At 64.2% G+C, this 15,969-nt stretch carries 15 protein-coding genes and 1 pseudogene; 14 read left to right on the forward strand and 2 right to left on the reverse strand.

Annotated elements, in window-relative coordinates:
- Positions 1-9: 9 nt before the first annotated feature.
- The 9 genes from EDC34_RS00240 to lpdA all read left to right on the forward strand — a co-directional run bounded on the left by EDC34_RS00240 (position 10) and on the right by lpdA (position 12,029).
- Positions 10-2,316: a heavy metal translocating P-type ATPase gene (locus EDC34_RS00240; protein WP_114958853.1), complete on the forward strand. Its 2,307-nt coding sequence runs from the start codon at positions 10-12 to the stop codon at positions 2,314-2,316.
- Between the two features lie 109 nt (positions 2,317-2,425).
- Positions 2,426-2,812, forward strand: coding sequence for a hypothetical protein (locus EDC34_RS00245; RefSeq protein ID WP_114958854.1), 387 nt, complete (start codon positions 2,426-2,428; stop codon positions 2,810-2,812).
- Between the two features lie 64 nt (positions 2,813-2,876).
- Positions 2,877-4,157 (forward strand): TolC family protein, encoded by a 1,281-nt coding sequence (locus EDC34_RS00250; protein WP_114958855.1) that lies wholly within the window; start codon positions 2,877-2,879, stop codon positions 4,155-4,157.
- A gap of 11 nt (positions 4,158-4,168) precedes the next feature.
- Positions 4,169-5,314, forward strand: coding sequence for an efflux RND transporter periplasmic adaptor subunit (locus tag EDC34_RS00255; protein ID WP_162797639.1), 1,146 nt, complete (start codon positions 4,169-4,171; stop codon positions 5,312-5,314).
- Positions 5,315-5,354: 40 nt separating this feature from the next.
- The gene (locus tag EDC34_RS00260; RefSeq protein ID WP_114958857.1) at positions 5,355-8,480 is read left to right on the forward strand and encodes an efflux RND transporter permease subunit; all 3,126 of its coding nucleotides are present in this window, start codon (positions 5,355-5,357) and stop codon (positions 8,478-8,480) included.
- Positions 8,480-8,800 (forward strand): P-II family nitrogen regulator, encoded by a 321-nt coding sequence (locus EDC34_RS00265; protein ID WP_114958858.1) that lies wholly within the window; start codon positions 8,480-8,482, stop codon positions 8,798-8,800. The genes EDC34_RS00260 and EDC34_RS00265 overlap by 1 nt, the downstream gene beginning before the upstream one ends.
- A 22-nt stretch (positions 8,801-8,822) precedes the next feature.
- Positions 8,823-10,070: a sodium/calcium exchanger protein gene (locus EDC34_RS00270; protein ID WP_240311023.1), complete on the forward strand. Its 1,248-nt coding sequence runs from the start codon at positions 8,823-8,825 to the stop codon at positions 10,068-10,070.
- Complete coding sequence (gene lspA / locus EDC34_RS00275) at positions 10,063-10,572, forward strand: signal peptidase II (protein WP_425477422.1); 510 nt, start codon at positions 10,063-10,065, stop codon at positions 10,570-10,572. The genes EDC34_RS00270 and lspA overlap by 8 nt, the downstream gene beginning before the upstream one ends.
- Positions 10,573-10,625: 53 nt before the next feature.
- A complete protein-coding gene (gene lpdA / locus EDC34_RS00280; RefSeq protein ID WP_205388017.1) occupies positions 10,626-12,029 on the forward strand; it encodes a dihydrolipoyl dehydrogenase in 1,404 nt (467 codons plus the stop codon).
- 74 nt (positions 12,030-12,103) lie between these two features.
- Here the strand turns inward: lpdA and EDC34_RS00285 are convergent, their stop codons facing one another.
- A complete protein-coding gene (locus EDC34_RS00285) occupies positions 12,104-12,505 on the reverse strand; it encodes a MerR family transcriptional regulator (RefSeq protein ID WP_114958862.1) in 402 nt (133 codons plus the stop codon).
- A gap of 41 nt (positions 12,506-12,546) precedes the next feature.
- Between EDC34_RS00285 and EDC34_RS00290 the strand changes: the two genes are divergently transcribed.
- The 5 genes and pseudogenes from EDC34_RS00290 to EDC34_RS00310 all read left to right on the forward strand — a co-directional run bounded on the left by EDC34_RS00290 (position 12,547) and on the right by EDC34_RS00310 (position 15,029).
- On the forward strand, positions 12,547-12,903 hold the full coding sequence (locus tag EDC34_RS00290) for a mercuric transporter MerT family protein (RefSeq protein ID WP_114958863.1): 357 nt from the start codon (positions 12,547-12,549) through the stop codon (positions 12,901-12,903).
- Between the two features lie 10 nt (positions 12,904-12,913).
- The gene (locus tag EDC34_RS00295; protein WP_114958864.1) at positions 12,914-13,201 is read left to right on the forward strand and encodes a heavy-metal-associated domain-containing protein; all 288 of its coding nucleotides are present in this window, start codon (positions 12,914-12,916) and stop codon (positions 13,199-13,201) included.
- Positions 13,194-13,415 carry a GDCCVxC domain-containing (seleno)protein gene (locus EDC34_RS12320; RefSeq protein ID WP_114958865.1) on the forward strand — a complete coding sequence of 74 codons (222 nt, stop codon included), beginning with the start codon at positions 13,194-13,196 and terminating at the stop codon, positions 13,413-13,415. Before EDC34_RS00295 ends, EDC34_RS12320 begins: the two co-directional genes overlap by 8 nt.
- 241 nt (positions 13,416-13,656) lie before the next feature.
- A pseudogene (locus EDC34_RS00305) lies at positions 13,657-14,193 on the forward strand (DNA-binding protein); the annotation flags it as partial.
- 185 nt (positions 14,194-14,378) lie between these two features.
- Positions 14,379-15,029, forward strand: a complete 651-nt coding sequence (locus EDC34_RS00310) for a hypothetical protein (protein WP_132982817.1) — start codon at positions 14,379-14,381, stop codon at positions 15,027-15,029.
- A gap of 238 nt (positions 15,030-15,267) precedes the next feature.
- Here EDC34_RS00310 and EDC34_RS00315 read toward each other — a convergent pair whose 3' ends face one another.
- Entirely contained in the window at positions 15,268-15,969 is a 702-nt protein-coding gene (locus tag EDC34_RS00315; RefSeq protein ID WP_114958867.1) for an adenylate/guanylate cyclase domain-containing protein, read from the reverse strand.

Below are 15,969 nucleotides of genomic sequence, written 5' to 3' on the forward strand. Positions count from 1 at the left end.
CCCCAGGCTATGCGTTATCGCATCGAGAACATGGACTGCCCCACCGAGGAGGCGCTGATCCGGAACAAGCTCGGCCAAGTGCCGGGCGTGACGGACCTGCAGTTCAACCTGGTGCAGCGCACGCTGACAGTGCTTCACCAGTTGCCTGCGCTGGCCCCTGTGGAAGACGCGCTGGCGGCGATCGGCATGCAGGCGGTGCCTTTGGATACGGCTGTGTCTGCCGTCGAAACGGCGCTGCATATCGCGAAGATGGATTGCCGCACCAAGGAAGGCCTGATCCGCGGCAAGTTGAGTGGCATGCCGGGGGTGGACGCGCTGGCCTTCAATCTCGTGCAACGCACCCTGACCGTCCGCCACGCGACCGGCGTCTTGCCGGATGTGCTGGCCGCCTTGAAGTCGCTGGGCTTCGAGGCCGAAGCGGTCGCCACGGCCGGCGGCGCAGAGTTGACTGCACCGGTGCGGACCCGGACAGCCTGGTGGCCGTTGATCGTTTCCGGTGCGGCGGCACTGCTCGCCGAGGTCGTGTCGTGGCTCGGGGCCCCTGCGTGGCTGGTCATTGCACTGGCGCTGGTGGCGATCGGTACCGGCGGCCTGTCCACCTACAAGAAGGGCTGGATTGCGCTGAAGAACCGCAATCTCAACATGAACGCCCTGATGTCGATCGCGGTCACCGGCGCGATGCTGATCGGCCATTGGCCGGAAGCGGCCATGGTGATGGTGCTGTTCGCGCTGGCCGAGGTGATCGAGGCCAAATCGCTGGACCGTGCGCGCAATGCGATCCGGGGCTTGATGGACCTGGCGCCCGAGCGGGCCACGGTGCTGCAGGATGGCAACCGATGGGTCGAGGCGGATGCCAAGACGGTCGCGCTCGATAGCCGGGTGCGGGTCAAGCCGGGCGAGCGCATCGCGCTGGACGGCGTGGTGGTCCTGGGCCGCTCCACGATTAACCAGGCGCCGATCACCGGCGAGAGCCTTCCTGTCGAAAAGGCCGAGGGCGATCCGGTGTTCGCCGGCACCATCAACGAAGCCGGTTCGCTCGAATATCGGGTCACGGCCACGGCCAATGATTCCACCCTCGCGCGCATCATCCACGCGGTGGAGGCGGCGCAGGGCAATCGTGCGCCCACCCAGCGCTTCGTCGACCAGTTTGCGCGCTGGTACACCCCGCTGGTGTTCGCCGTCGCCATCGGCGTCGCGGTGGTGCCACCCCTGCTGATGGGGACGGCGTGGCTGGAATGGACCTACCGGGCATTGGTGCTGCTGGTAATCGCCTGTCCTTGCGCACTGGTGATCTCCACCCCGGTGAGCATCGTCAGCGGACTGGCCGCGGCGGCACGGCACGGCATCCTGATCAAGGGCGGCGTGTACCTGGAGAATGGTCGCAAGCTGCGATGGCTGGCGCTCGACAAGACCGGGACGATCACCCACGGCAAACCCAAGCAGACCGATTTCGCCGCATGGGGCGAGGCGGACCCAGGCCTGGCTCGCGCGATCGCGGTCAGCTTGGCCGCTCGCTCCGACCATCCCGTCTCCAAGGCCATTGCCGTGGCGGGACAGGACGATGCGGTGACCGTGCGTGAAGTCGAGGACTTCGCCGCCTTGCCGGGCCGCGGTGTACGCGGCCAGGTGGCAGGTGCGCATTACCACTTGGGAAACCATCGGCTCGTGCAGGACCTGGGTGCCAGCTCGGCAGCGTTGGAAGCGCATTTCAGCAGCTTGGAAGCACAAGGCAAGAGCGTCGTGGCGCTGCTGGCAAGCGATGGCGTGCAGGCGATCTTCGCCGTGGCCGACACGGTCAAGGACAGCAGCCGACAGGCCATTGCCGACTTGCACGCGCTCGGGGTCAAGACCCTGATGCTGACCGGGGACAACCCGCACACGGCGCAGGCCATCGCCGGTGAGGTCGGTATCGACCGCGCCCAAGGCAACCTGCTACCCGAAGACAAGCTGCGGGAAATGGAAGCCCTCGCCGCACAGGGCACCAGCGGCATGGTCGGCGACGGCATCAACGATGCCCCGGCGTTGGCGCGGGCTGATATCGGCTTTGCGATGGGCGCGGCCGGGTCCGACACCGCCATCGAAACCGCCGATGTGGCCTTGATGGACGACGATCTGCGCAAGATTCCGGCCTTCATCCGGCTCTCGCGCGCCACCGCTCACGTGCTGATGCAGAACATCACCTTGGCCCTGGGGATCAAGGCGGTTTTTCTAGTGCTGACCTTTGCAGGCCAAGCCACGATGTGGGCGGCGGTGTTCGCCGACATGGGCGCCAGCCTGTTGGTGGTGGGCAACGGCATGCGCCTGCTGAGGAAGTGACGTGGATACCGTCGCGCATGTGTCCACGAGCGAGGAACGGCATGACCCGCTCCCGGGAACCGGCCTGATGAGATTTTATAACGTCCGTGGCACCGGCTAGGATGGCAGGATGAACCCGGTCGCCTCCTCCTGCCTGCTGCTGGCCCGCCTGCGCGCTTCCACGCGGCTGGCGGTACTGGTGCTGCTGATCTTCGCTCTGAAGATCGGCGCGGCGGTCGCCTGCGCGAAGCACGATTTCGCGGACATGGGCTTCGGCACGGATGGCAGCCATGCCGTGGCGGTGAAGGCATCGCCGCTGGATAGCGGTAATGACGATTCCACGAAGCTCAAGCTCGGGCATGCCGCTTGCAGTCACTGCGGTTGCCATCATGCTGCCGCCATGGTGCCGGATACGCAGATCGTGGTTGTGCTCGTGCCGCAGGCGCTGCCTATGCGTACGTCCGGGTTGCCGCCCAGCGCGTCGCAACCCTTGGAACTGAGGCCGCCGATCGCCTGAGTCAGGTGTTTTGCCCCTTTGGCGCGGAGCGCCAGAGGACACCGCCGACTCAGAGGATCTTCCAATGCACCTTGTTCGTTCGCCGCGACGACGTCGCGTCGCGCGGCTGGCCGTCCTGGTTCTGGCAGCGAGTTTGCTGTCGGGCTTGGCCATGGCCGCCCAAACCCCCGATACACAGGCCCCAGTCGCACTTCGCGAGGCGCTGCAGGCCGCCTGGCAACACCATCCGAGTTATCGCGCCACCGAAGCGCAACTGGCCGCAGCCCGTGCCCGGTACGATGCGGCCGGACGACCGCTCTACAACCCCGAAGTCGAGTTGGCCGGCGACGATGAAGGCCCGGATCGCACCACAACCGCTGGCCTCAACCTCACGCTCGATCTGAGCGGCAAGCGTCGCGCGCGTCGCGACGCGGCCTCCGCGCGGGTCGATCTAGCCACCGCTGAAGCCAAGCTGCGTCGCCGCGATTTCGCCAAGCAGTGGTTCGCCAGTTGGGCTGAGCTACAGACGGCGCAGCAACGTGTGCGCACCGGTGAACGTCGATTGGCGTTGGTCACGCGCTTTGGCGAGTTGGCACAAAAGCAGTTTGCTGCAGCCGACATTTCCGGGTTGGAGCGCGATTTGGCACTGCTGGCCCGCGATGAAGCGCAAGCCCAGCAGTCGCAACTCGTCGCCGAACAGGCGGAGGCCGAAGCGCGTTTCCGCGCGGTCGGCGGCTCGCCGGAACTCCTGGCGAGCCTGACGCTGCCCAGCGACGCATTGCCGCCGCCGATGTCCTCCCATACCGGCATCGAACAGTTGCCCGACTGGCAAGCCGCACAAGCCGCTGCGCTGGCTGCCGAACGCGAAGTGACCGTTGCCCGCCGCAATCGGGTGGCCGATCCCACCGTGGGCGTGCGCGGCGGACGCATCGACTACGGCAATGTGCAGGACAACGTGGTCGGCGTGTCGCTCAGCATTCCGCTGTTCGTGCGCAATTCCTATCGCGCCGAGGTAGTGGCAGCTCAGGCCGATGCCGATGTCGCGATCGCCGAGGCCGAGCGCGTGCGCGTCGAACTCGATGCCGATCGTCGCCGTGCGATCGACAGCTACGCCGCAGCGCAATCGGCCTGGTCGCGCTGGCAGGCGAGCCGCGGCACGGATGTGGAGCGTCGCGCCACTCTCCTTGAGCGCTTGTGGCGCGAGGGCGAGCTGTCCACCGCTGACTACCTGCTGCAACTCAAGCAGACCCTCGACACGCAACTCGCCGGCGCCGAACTCGAAGCGCGCCTGTGGCGCAGCTACGCCGATTACCTCGCCGCCACCGGACAGCTTGAACGCTGGGCCGGCCTGGAGGGCACCCCATGAGAGAACTTTCGATGACCCCGTTCCGTCTGATGTCGCCGTTGCTGGCCGCGGCGTTACTGCTTGCCATGGCCGCATGTTCGAGGTCCCCCTCGACCGAGTCGGCCCCGACCGAAGCCGAAGGCGCTGAAGCGCCCACCGAAAGCGAAGCCGGCATCGCGCCCGTCAAGCTCGATGCCGCAGCGATGAAAGCTGCCGGCATCGTCGTGCAGGCGTTGCAGCCCGCTTCGATGAGCGAACAGCTGCGTGCGCCCGGTGAAGTGCTCGACAATGCCTACGGCACGGCGCTGATCACGCCCAGTGTCGAAGCCCTGGTCGTGCGTCGCCATGCCAAGCTCGGCGACGAAGTGCGCGCCGGCGCACCGCTGGTGACGCTGTCCAGCGTCGAAGTCGCCAATGCCCAGGCAGAGTTGCGCATCGCCGAACAGGAATGGCGCCGCGTCTCTGCACTCGGTCGTGAGGCCGTGTCCGGGCGCCGCATCAACGAGGCACAGGTCGCGCTCGATCGCGCTCGCGCAACGGCACAGGCGTATGGCTTGCCGGGCACGGCGGCCGGGCGCAGCAACGGCCAGTTCACCTTGACCGCGCCGCATGCCGGGCGAATCACCGAGGATGCCGTGGTCGTCGGCGAGAAAATTGAACCGGGCAAGACGCTGTTCCGCCTGGTCGATGAATCGGTGGTTTGGGTCGACGCCAAGCTGCCATCGGGGATCGTTCCGCGCATCACACCCGGCACGGAAGCGACGGTGGTGTTCAACGGCGGGCGCCTGAAGGGTACCGTTCAGCATCCCGCGCATCGCACGTCGGACACGACCCGCAATGCGGTGGTGCGGATCGAGGTTCCGAACCGGGACGACCGCCTGCACAGCGGCGATTACGTCGATGTGTTCTTCGAGGCCAGCGATGTCGCCAAGGACGGCAACGCCGCCGCGACCACGGTGTCGGTGCCGACCGACGCGTTGGTGCAGTTGGAAGGCGACACGGTGGCGTTCCGCCGCAATGCGGCAGGTGCGCTGGAACCGGCGCCGGTTCGCACCGGTGAAGCCATCGGTGATCGCACCGTCATCCGCGAAGGCCTCAAGCCCGGCGATGCCGTCGTGGTCGAAGGCGCCTTTGCCGTCAAGGCGCAGATGCTCAAGTCGCAGTTGGGAGAAGAGTGATGACCTCTGACGCCAATCCCGCCCGCGCGGGAGGTGCGCCATGCTGAATCGCCTGGTCGAACTCTCCCTGCGTTACAAGTTCCTGGTCCTGATCGTGTTCGCGGTGGTGGCCTTCCTCGGCATCAGCGCGGTGCGCAACGTGCCGATCGATGCGTTTCCGGACGTCACTCCAGTCCAGGTCAATGTCTACACCGAATCCCCCGGCTTGGCCGCCGAGGATGTCGAGCAACTGCTCACCACCCCAGTCGAGTCGGCCTTGGCCGGCTTGCCGAAGGTGCAGGAAATCCGCTCGGTCAGCCTGTTCGGGTTGTCGTACGTGTCGGTCTATTTCAAGGACGACATGAACATCTACTTCGCCCGTCAACTGGTCAACGAGCGCCTGCAGGAAATCGGCGACCGCCTGCCAGAGGGTTACGGCAAACCCAGCATGGGCCCGAACACGTCGGGCCTGGGGCAGGTCTACTGGTACACCGTCGAACGAGCGCCCGGCGTCAGCAAGGATCAGGTCACCGACATGGACCTGCGCACCTGGCAGGAATGGACCGTGCGGCTGATCCTGCGCACGGCACCGGGCGTGGACGACGTTAGTTCCTGGGGCGGTGGCGAACGCCAGTACCAGGTGCAGATCGATCCGCAACGCCTCTACGCCCGCGGGCTGGGCTTCGGCGATGTCATCAACGCGCTCCCCGCCAACAACGGCCAGGTCGGCGGTAACGTGATGGACGTGGGCCGCGAGCAGTTCCTGGTGCGCGGTCTGGGTTTGCTGAAGTCGACCGAGGACATCGGCGCGATCGTGCTCAAGTCGGAGGACGGTGTGCCGGTGTATCTGCGTGACGTGGCAACCGTGGTCGAAGCCCCCGCGCCGCGCTTCGGTGCGGTGACCCGCGACGGCCAGGAAGTCGTGATGGGCCAGGCGCTGGCCCGCATCGGCGAGAACGCCAAGGACGTGGTCGAGGCGGTCAAGGGCAAGCTTGACGTGGTGCGCGATGCACTGCCGAAGACCATGGTGCTCAAGCCGATGTACGAGCGCACTGACCTCGTCAACAAGGCGGTCGAAACCGCGGTGCGGGCGCTGGTGGAAGGCTCGCTGCTGGTCGCGGTAATCCTGTTCCTGTTCCTGGGCGAGGTCCGCTCAGCGCTGGTCGTGATCGTCACACTGCCGCTGGCCATGCTGATTGCCTTCATCGGCATGGGGCAGGTCGGCTTGTCCGCCAATCTGATGTCGCTCGCGGGCCTGGCGATCGGCATCGGCATGATGGTCGACGGCGCGGTGGTAATGGTGGAAAACGCCTTCCGGATCATGGCGGAGCGGTTGGAACACGGAGAGAAGGTCGACAAGACTTCTGCGGTGTTGGCCGCGGCTAAGGAAGTGGCCAATCCAATCACGTTCGCGATCGGCATCATCATCGTGGTGTTCCTGCCGCTGTTCGCGCTGGAAGGCCTCGAAGGCAAGATGTTCAAGCCGATGGCATTCAACATCGCCTTCGCGATGGCCGGTTCGCTGATCCTGAGCCTGACGCTGATCCCGGTCTTGGCGTCGATGATTCTCAAGCCCAAGCCCGAGCGCGATACGTGGTTGGTGGCCAGGATCAAGCGTGGTTATCAGCCGCTGTTGGCGAAGGCGCTGGGCCGCAAGAAAGTGGTCGTGATCAGCGCGCTTGTCGCCTTGGTCGCGAGCCTGGCGCTGTTCCCTTTCCTGGGTAAGGAGTTCATGCCGCAACTGCAGGAAGGCTCGATCATGTGGCGCGTGACGGGCATCCCGTCGACCTCGCTCAACGAATCGATCAAGACCAGCAACACCATCGCCGCGGCCTTCAAGCAATTCCCGGAGGTCGAGACCACGCTGGCGATGATCGGCCGTGCCGAGAAGGGCGAGACCGCCGACGTCAATTACATGGAGATCTACACCGCGCTCAAACCCGAGGAAGAGTGGAAGTCGGGCCGCGACATCAAGCAGCTCGAAGCGGCGATGCAGGAGACGCTGGAGAAGGTCGTGCCGAACGTGGTGCCCGGCTACACCCAACCGATCCAGATGCGCGTGGAGGAACTGATCTCCGGCGTGCGCGCCACCTTGGCGCTGAAGCTTTACGGTGAAGACCTGGGCGAACTCGACAAGCTGAGCGGCCGCATCAAGCGCGTGCTGGACAAGGTGCCGGGCGTGGCCGACCTTGCTTTGGAAGCCAACATCGGCAAGCCGCAGATTCGCATCGCGGTCAAGCGCGACGAACTGGCCCGCCATGGCATGAACGCTGAGGAGGTGCTCACCATCGTCCGCAATGGCCTGGGCGGCGAACCGGTGAGCGTACTGCTCGATGGCGTGAAACGCTTCGATATCGCAGTGCGGCTGGATGACGCGACACGCGATTCGGTCGAGTCATTGCGTCGCATCCCGCTCCGCACGGCAACCGGCGCCTTGGTGCCGCTGTCGGAGGTAGCCGACATCAACGTGGCCGAAGGTTACTCGTTCGTCCGTCGCGAGCAACTGCAACGCTATGCGGTGATCCAGATGGACGTCCGAGGCCGCGACGTCGATAGCTTCGTCCAGGACGCTGAGACGGCGATTAAGCAGCAGGTGAAGCTGCCGCCGGGCTACTGGATCGAGTGGGGTGGGGCGTTCGAGAACCAGCAGCGTGCGCTGGCCAAGTTGGCGCTGATCGTGCCAGTCACGATCTTTTTCATCTTCGTGTTGCTCTATACCGCCTTCAACTCGGTCAAGTACGCGGCGCTGATTCTGGCCAACGTGCCGTTCGCCACCATTGGCGGATTGTTGGCCTTGTTTGTCACCGGCCAGTACCTGTCGGTGCCCTCAGCGATCGGCTTCATCGCGGTATTCGGCGTGGCGATGCTCAACGGCATCGTGCTGGTGAGCTTCCTCAACGAGCTGCGTGAGAAAGGCCTGTCGGTGCGCGAAGCGGTGGTGCAGGGCACGGCTCTGCGTCTGCGACCGGTGCTGATGACCGCGAGCGTGGCGATCCTCGGTCTGGTGCCGATGCTGCTGTCCAGCGGTGTCGGCGCGGAAACGCAACGTCCGTTGGCGACGGTGGTGGTGGGTGGCCTGATCAGTTCGACGCTGTTGACGCTCGTGCTGTTGCCCGTGCTGTACGAATGGCTTGAAACCCGCGCCGAACGCAAGGGGGCCGGATCCAACCCGCAGGAGACCGTGTGATGAAACAGATCAAGGCGTTCGTGCACCGCAACCGGGTCTCCGACCTGATCCACGCGCTGGAAGCCGCCGGCTTCCAGCGCCTGAGCCTGTTCGACGTGAAGGGCCTGCTGCGTGCACTCAGTGCACGCGAGCAGGAGTATTCGGTCGAGTTCGGCGACCAGGTGATCAACGAGGTGCAGATGGAGCTGTTCTGCGAGGATGAAGACGTGGCCCGGGCTGTGGAAATCTTCCGCCGTGTCGGGCGGACGGGGCGACCGGACGCGGGCTGGGTCTATGTCAGCCCGGTGGAGCAAGCATTCCCCATCGACGGCACCGCGTAGGACCCAAGGGAGCTGGCACGTCATGCGAACACACAGCGCAGTCCGAGAATTCGTGGTTCCAGTGGGGTTGGCAGCGCTGGCCGTCGTGCCCGCGCTGTACCTGCGTGTGACCGGGAGCAGCGTCGGCGCCCTGGGCGACATGGTGCTGTTCGGCATGGCGATTCTGGCCGCCGGCTTCCTGCTGTCGTGGGGCGCGGAGGCTGCCGAGAAGTACATCGCCACCGGCTTCGTGCTGGCGGTGGTCGCACTTATCACGGTGCTGCCCGAATACGCGGTGGACTTCTACTACGCCTACCGCGCCGGCCAAGATCCGGCGTCCGGGTATGTGGCCTACGCCGCCGCCAACATGACCGGTGCCAATCGCCTGTTGATCGGGCTTGCCTGGCCGCTGCTGGTGGGGTTGCACTGGTGGCGCTCGCGGCAACGCGGGATTGCGTTGCAGGTCGAAAATTCGGTCGAAATCGTCTTCCTTGCGTTGGCGAGCGCGTATGCCTTCGTCATCATCCTCAAGAACCGCATCGGCCTGTTCGATTTCGTCGTGCTGGGTGCCTTGTTCTGCCTGTACCTGTGGCGCACATCAAAGGCCGAGAACGAAGAAGAGGAAGAAGACGAAGAGCCGGGCCCGGGCGCGGTGATCGCGCAGTTGTCGCCCGGCAAGCGCTGGACGGTGATGGCAGTGATGAGTGTGGCGGCCGCAGGCGTGATCCTGCTGGCGGCCGAACCCTTCGCCGAATCGCTGGTGGCTTCGGGTCGACGCCTGGGGATGGACGAGTTCCTGTTGATCCAGTGGCTGGCACCGCTGGCCAGCGAAGCGCCGGCGGTCACCATCGCGATCCTGTTCGTGCTGGATGGCCGCGCCCGCGCCGGTCTGACCACGATGATCAGCGACAAGATCAATCAATGGACCCTGCTGGTGGGCATGCTGCCGATTGCCATGAGCATTGGTGCCGGTGAGTTGACCTCGCTGCCATTGGACGCACGCCAGCACGAGGAATTCTTCCTGACCGCCGCGCAATCGATGTTCGCACTGGCATTGCTGCTGCGCATGCGGCTGAGCCTGGTTGGCGCCGTGGCGTTGGCGGTGCTGTTCGTCGGGCAGCTGATGCTGGCGTTCTTCTATCAATCCAACCCCGAGCAGGAAATCTTCGTGCTGACGGCCATCGCCTGGCTCTATCTGGCACTGGCGGGCATGCTCCTGGCGCGTGACGCCCGGCGCCTTCCCGCGCTGCTGCGAGCGGCGTGGCAGACCCGTGAGCGCAATCATGCGTGAGAGACGCACCGCGCAGGGTGGCGTGCCGCGAATGCCAAGCGCGCTGCCGTGGCTCGGTGTGTCCGCCGCCGTATTGGCCGTCGATCAGCTCACCAAATACTGGGTGCTGACCGCATTGCCGGAGCACACGGCGGTGCCCGTGTTCGACTCCTGGTGGAACTGGTACCGCTCCTATAACACCGGTGCTGCCTTCAGCTTCCTCAGCTCGGCCGGCGGCTGGCAACGCCATGTCCTGACGTTCCTTGCGCTGGCGATCGCCGCGCTGTTGACGCGTTGGCTCACCAAGCTGCCACGTCATGCATGGCCCCCGGCGCTTGCCTACGCCTTGCTTATCGGAGGCGCCTTGGGCAATGCGGTGGATCGCATCATGCGCGGGCATGTGGTGGATTTCATCCAGTGGCATTGGCGCGACTGGTACTGGCCCGCATTCAATCTGGCCGATGTCGCCATCGTCACCGGTGCCGCAATTCTGGTGTTGCAAGGCATCTTTCGGCGCGGCTAGAACGGCTTGCCGCGTGGCTCATTCACGGAGAACGAATAGTGGACGCAAATGTGATGTTCGATCTGGTCATCATCGGTGGCGGGCCGGGCGGCTACCCGGCCGCCATACGTGCCGCGCAGTTGGGGATGAAGGTGGCCTGCGTCGAAACCCGCACCCGCATGGGTGGTACCTGCCTCAACATCGGCTGCATTCCCTCGAAGGCCTTGCTGGAATCGTCCGAACGCTTCATGGCGGCCAAAACCGAATTCGCCACGCATGGCGTCGAGTTCGATGGCCTGCGATTGAATCTCGCGAATTTGCTGGATCACAAGGACAAGGTGGTCTCCGGCTTGGGCGACGGCATCGACTACCTGTTCCGCAAGCACAAAATCACGCGACTGCTTGGAACCGGATCGATTCCTGGCCCCGGCCAGGTCAGCGTGACTGCCGCCGATGGCGCCAGTCAGACGCTCCAGGCCAAGGCGATCGTGATTGCGACGGGGTCGGCGGGCGCCACCTTGCCGAATGTCCCGATCGACGAAGACCGGATCGTCTCCTCCACCGGCGCATTGTCGTTCGCGCAGGTACCCGAGCACCTGGTCGTGATCGGCGCCGGCTATGTCGGCCTGGAATTGGGCTCGGTCTGGCAACGGCTGGGTTCCAAGGTGACCGTGATTGAGTATCTGGACCGGATCACACCCGGCATGGATGCCGAACTCGCGCGGGCGTTGCACAAGGTGCTGCAACAGCAGGGCTTTGAATTCCGGCTTTCCCAGAAGGTGGCGTCCGCACGCATCGACGGAGATGCCGTGGTTCTGTCCGTCGAACCTTCAAACGGAGGCGCTGGCGAGGAGCTACGCGCCGATCGCGTGCTGGTATCCGTCGGCCGGCGCCCATACACCGACGGGCTGGGCCTGGATGCCATCGGCGTCGCACGCGACCGCAAAGGGTTCATCACGGTAGATGCGCAGTGGCGCACGAATGTGGAAGGCATCTACGCGATCGGGGACGTGATCGGCGGCCCGATGCTGGCGCACAAGGCCACCGAGGAAGGCATCGCCCTGGCCGAACAACTCGCCGGTTTGCCTGGCCATGTCAACTACGGCGCGATTCCCGCCATTGTCTACACGGCGCCCGAGGCGGCATCGGTCGGGTTGAGCGAGGAAGCGCTGAAGGATGCTGGCGTGAATTACAAAGTGGGGCGTTTTCCGTTCAACGCCAACAGTCGCGCCCGGGCCAAGGCCCAGACCGAAGGATTGGCAAAGGTACTGGCCGATGCCGAGACGGACCGCATTTTGGGCGTGCATATCTTGGGACCCGAAGCCGGATCGCTGATCCACGAGGCGGTCGTTGCCATGGAGTTTCACGGCGCTGCCGATGACCTCGCGCGTACATGTCATGCCCACCCGACCTTGCCGGAAGCACTCAAGGAAGCTGCAATGGATGTGGGCAAGTGGGCGATCCACAGCGCACGTTGACTATCCGGGATCGACTGCGCGGCGCTGTTTCGTTGCTTGGAGCCGCGGTCCCAGTGCGGGGGGAATTCGCCAAATCACGATCGATCGAGAAGTTCGAGTGTCGGACATGAACCGCCGCCCGGCGCCTGACTGCATTCGGCGATGAGGCTCATCAGATCGACTTCCAACCGGTGTAATGCATCGAGTCGTTGGCGAACATCGACCAGCTTGAGCGCGGTCAGTTGACGCGTTTGTTCGCAAGCGCGCTTGCCTTTGATCTCCAACAGCCCGGCAATTTCATCCAGGGTAAAACCCATCGCCTGGGCGCGCCGGATGAACTGCAGGCGGGCGACATCAGCCGAGCCATAGTGGCGAAAACCGCCTTGGGGTCGCTGGGGTTCCGGCAACAGTCGGCGGCGCTGGTAGTAGCGCACGGTTTCGACGTGCACCCCGGCGGAAGCCGCCAGTTTGCTGATAGTGAGGGGGCTCGCGGCCATGACTTGACTCCGTACCAAGGTACGGACCGTAGTATGCGCCCATGGCCAGACTCCCTGCCAGATCCTCCCTTCCAGCCATCATTGCGGCGAGTCTTGCCGCCTTCGCGGCATCCGTGTGCTGCGTGGTGCCTCTGGTTTTGGTGCTGCTGGGCATCAGCGGCGCATGGATTGCCAACCTCACCGCGCTGGATGCCTGGCGACCTTGGTTCAGTGCCGCCACGCTGGGGTGCTTGGGTCTGGCTTTCTGGGCCCTCTATGGGCCGGCGTCACGCTGCCGTACCGACGGAGAATGCGTGGATCCTCGGGTTCTGTATCGCCGCAGGCGTTGGCTGTGGATCGCCACGGTGCTGATCGGCTTGTTGCTGCTGTTCCCCTATTACGTAGGCTGGTTTCTGTAGGAGTTGATCGATGCGCAAATCCATATTGGGCTTGGTGATGATGGCGTGGGTCGGCGTGGCGATCGCGGCGACACCCAAGCAGGTCGTACTCAACGTCAAGAACATGACCTGTCCCGCTTGCAGCATCACCATCGAGAAGGCCTTGGACCAAGTGCCGGGCGTGACGGGCAGGCAGGTGAATACCCAGGCGGGAACAGTGGTCGTGACGTTCGACGCGGAGCGAACAAGCTTGCCTGTCGTAACGCGTGCCATTACGGACGCCGGCTTTCCTGCCAGCGTGAGGGCAAAGGGTGGCTGAGTTGCAGTTGCAGAGCACGCTGACGTGCCCGCAGTGTGGACATCAGGCTGTCGAAACCATGCCGACGACGGCGTGCCAGTTCTTGTACGAGTGCGTGGGCTGCGGCGAGCTACTGAAACCCAAGCCGGGCGACTGTTGTGTTTTTTGCTCGTACGGCACCGTGCCGTGTCCGCCCATCCAGCAAAACAGTTCCTGCTGTGACAGCACGGGTTAACCACGCTACGCAGCCAAGATCAGTTCGTTTTCGTACGGTTCCGGAAAATCGCCCACATCGATGTTGTCTAGCGCGAGGTGTGATGTGAATTGCGCCGAGATCGTCATCGGCGCCCTGATGTCATCCAGGGAGGTGCGGGAATTCTCGCGACGCACGACGGGCACGACGTAAGGCCCGTTCGGGCGCAATTTCATAACGCGCGACTAGCCAACACAACGGCAACGGCCAGTGCGGCGCATGGCACCAGCATGCCCGCGAGGCGCTGGAACATTACCGAACCTCGGTCAAGGAGCAGCGTGACCAGGAACAGCGCCGGCACGAACACCAGGTCCAGGAACTGCAGGTCGCCCTGCGTCAGGCCAATGAGGCCCTGACCGCCAAGAACCACGAGCTGCTGCAACTGAACCGCGACAACAGTCAGTGGCTCGAACGGCACGGCCGCCTGGAACGGGAATTGACGCAAACCCGCCAAGCGGCGCAAGCCCAGCAACAGGAATTGGACGCATTGCGACAGACAGCGGTGGAGCACCAGGCCCTGCAGGCACGGTGGGCGCAAGATCTCCAGGCCTTGGAAGCCGCACACACCGAACTGACCGGCGCCCGCACGGACGCCGCGAAGGAACGGGAGCGCCGCGAGCATGCTGAAGCGGAGGCGCTGCGCGCCGGCGTCCGGTTGGAGACGTTGGAGCAGTTGCTCGCGCAATTGCGCTTACAGGAAGACAAGCCCGAAACGCCGGAACGATCGACAGTCCCATCCCGGCAGACTCGAAAGACCTAGCCTGTGGCCGGCATGATGGAGCGCAAGCTTTCGCTATGAATCCACTGCGCCTGGCAGCCAAAATCCCTTCACATCAGAAGGTTAGGCGCCGAACGGCTGTTTTTTGCATGAATCCCTGCCGACCCTCAACCGGGCTCGGTCACACCATCGTCCTCTGCCTTCGTGCCGGGCAAGTCCTGGCCTACTTGTCGCTGCTCGACCTGCAGTGCTGGACCATCCGGTTGGGACAGGCCGCGCCTGACACGGCCGATCGCACCGTGGTGGTCCACGTCGACCCGCTGAAGACGCGCTACGGCGACGACTGGACGATCCACGAATTCGACCATGCGCTGATCGGCGACCAGGTCGGCCCGGACTACCTGGGGCAAGCGGTGCTCCAAAGCGGCCGCATGCAGCAGCAGGTTGCCGCCGTCATGCGGCGCGTGATTGACCGGCGCGACCGACTCGAAGCCGAGCAGGCACAACAGGAATTCGAGGCGGTCCGAGGACTGTCGTCGCCGGCGAGGGAAGCGGCCATCCGAGACTTCGTCGCGCTGCGCCGGCAGCGCTTGGTGAACCACATCAGCATGTTTGCCGAGCATGGCAACGCGGGCACGCAGATGGGGGCATGGGTGCGGGAGGGCGCCATTAAGGCGACGCAGCCCGACCCCGTCAGCACCGACGGCCTGAACGCCGCGGCCCGGCTCGTACTTGAGGACGTAGTCACCCAGCTTTCTAACACGCTCACGCAAGCACCGGCCGATTTTGTGCTCGATCCAGAGCGTTACCTCTGGCTATTCGGCGACATGGGGCAGGCATTAATCTCGATCGCGCTCGCGAAGGAATTCCACCGTTGACTATGCGCTCCACCGGTTTCTGTAGCGCTTGGTCTGGTCAATCGTGGGGTTCCAACGCCGGTGGCAACGCATTCGAGATAAGGTGGATTTATCGGGGGTAGGGAAGGGGACATTGGATATCTAGAACTCCCCCGGGCGGCTCATACTGTGGCTGCGCATCCAGTCCGGCGACCAATCCGGGGGGAGGAAGTCCTGGCCGCGCTACCCGCCTGGTGGAGCTGAGGTGTCAGTAAGTGGCTCACACAGCCCACCACCATGTAGAGCCGTGGATAATGCGATCACCTTGCTGGCTCCAACTGTATCGCTTCCACATCGATTGTCTGGGGGACCCACCGAGTTTGGCCTCATCTGCCAACCTCTTGAACGCCTCATCTGTAACCCAGGTCCTTTCGTTCAAGTTCAAGTCGGTGAGCTTTGCGGCATAGTTTGCCGCCCGCCCAACCCAAACAATGTCATTTCCGCCCCGAACGCCTGTACGCGCCGCGCGGATTGCGCTGGTGTCAATGCCGACTACCTGCTTTACCTCGCCCGTCCATCTTGGATACTGCTGCCGTAACGCAGGGTTGACGATCTGCTGGACTGCATAGTTAATTTTCAATCCAGCGATCGCAGCTGGTGTTGTCTGACGGTCGCCCACCCAGATCCCCATCACCCGATCGCCGTCATAAGACGTAATCTTTCCACCTTCCTTTCTAATGATGCTGGCCGCGCAATACAGGAAGGTCTTGTACACCTCCGCGCTGAGTTGCCAATTCTCGGCATCGACCATGCTCGTGGATCCTTGCAGGTCAGCATAAAGAACTGTGGCTCGGTCGAACTCCACCGCATCATTGCCGAGCCTTAGATCCTCGGGATCTGGAACGACCTGTCCTTGACGCGTGGCCCAAGCGCTGCGAGCGATATCCGATACAGCCGTCTTCATGTCATCGAGCAGAGGCAT

The organism is Thermomonas haemolytica (assembly GCF_004346265.1).
Lineage (GTDB): Bacteria > Pseudomonadota > Gammaproteobacteria > Xanthomonadales > Xanthomonadaceae > Thermomonas > Thermomonas haemolytica.

What these genes read in the sequence shown, in the direction of transcription:
- EDC34_RS00240 (WP_114958853.1), top strand. Translation starts at nt 10, where the DNA reads ATGCGTTATCGCATCGAGAACATGGACTGCCCCACCGAGGAGGCGCTG.
- EDC34_RS00245 (WP_114958854.1), top strand. Translation starts at nt 2,426, where the DNA reads ATGAACCCGGTCGCCTCCTCCTGCCTGCTGCTGGCCCGCCTGCGCGCT.
- EDC34_RS00250 (WP_114958855.1), top strand. Translation starts at nt 2,877, where the DNA reads ATGCACCTTGTTCGTTCGCCGCGACGACGTCGCGTCGCGCGGCTGGCC.
- EDC34_RS00255 (WP_162797639.1), top strand. Translation starts at nt 4,169, where the DNA reads ATGACCCCGTTCCGTCTGATGTCGCCGTTGCTGGCCGCGGCGTTACTG.
- EDC34_RS00260 (WP_114958857.1), top strand. Translation starts at nt 5,355, where the DNA reads ATGCTGAATCGCCTGGTCGAACTCTCCCTGCGTTACAAGTTCCTGGTC.
- EDC34_RS00265 (WP_114958858.1), top strand. Translation starts at nt 8,480, where the DNA reads ATGAAACAGATCAAGGCGTTCGTGCACCGCAACCGGGTCTCCGACCTG.
- EDC34_RS00270 (WP_240311023.1), top strand. Translation starts at nt 8,823, where the DNA reads ATGCGAACACACAGCGCAGTCCGAGAATTCGTGGTTCCAGTGGGGTTG.
- lspA (WP_425477422.1), top strand. Translation starts at nt 10,063, where the DNA reads ATGCGTGAGAGACGCACCGCGCAGGGTGGCGTGCCGCGAATGCCAAGC.
- lpdA (WP_205388017.1), top strand. Translation starts at nt 10,626, where the DNA reads ATGTTCGATCTGGTCATCATCGGTGGCGGGCCGGGCGGCTACCCGGCC.
- EDC34_RS00285 (WP_114958862.1), bottom strand. Translation starts at nt 12,505, where the DNA reads ATGGCCGCGAGCCCCCTCACTATCAGCAAACTGGCGGCTTCCGCCGGG.
- EDC34_RS00290 (WP_114958863.1), top strand. Translation starts at nt 12,547, where the DNA reads ATGGCCAGACTCCCTGCCAGATCCTCCCTTCCAGCCATCATTGCGGCG.
- EDC34_RS00295 (WP_114958864.1), top strand. Translation starts at nt 12,914, where the DNA reads ATGCGCAAATCCATATTGGGCTTGGTGATGATGGCGTGGGTCGGCGTG.
- EDC34_RS00315 (WP_114958867.1), bottom strand. Translation starts at nt 15,969, where the DNA reads ATGCCTCTGCTCGATGACATGAAGACGGCTGTATCGGATATCGCTCGC.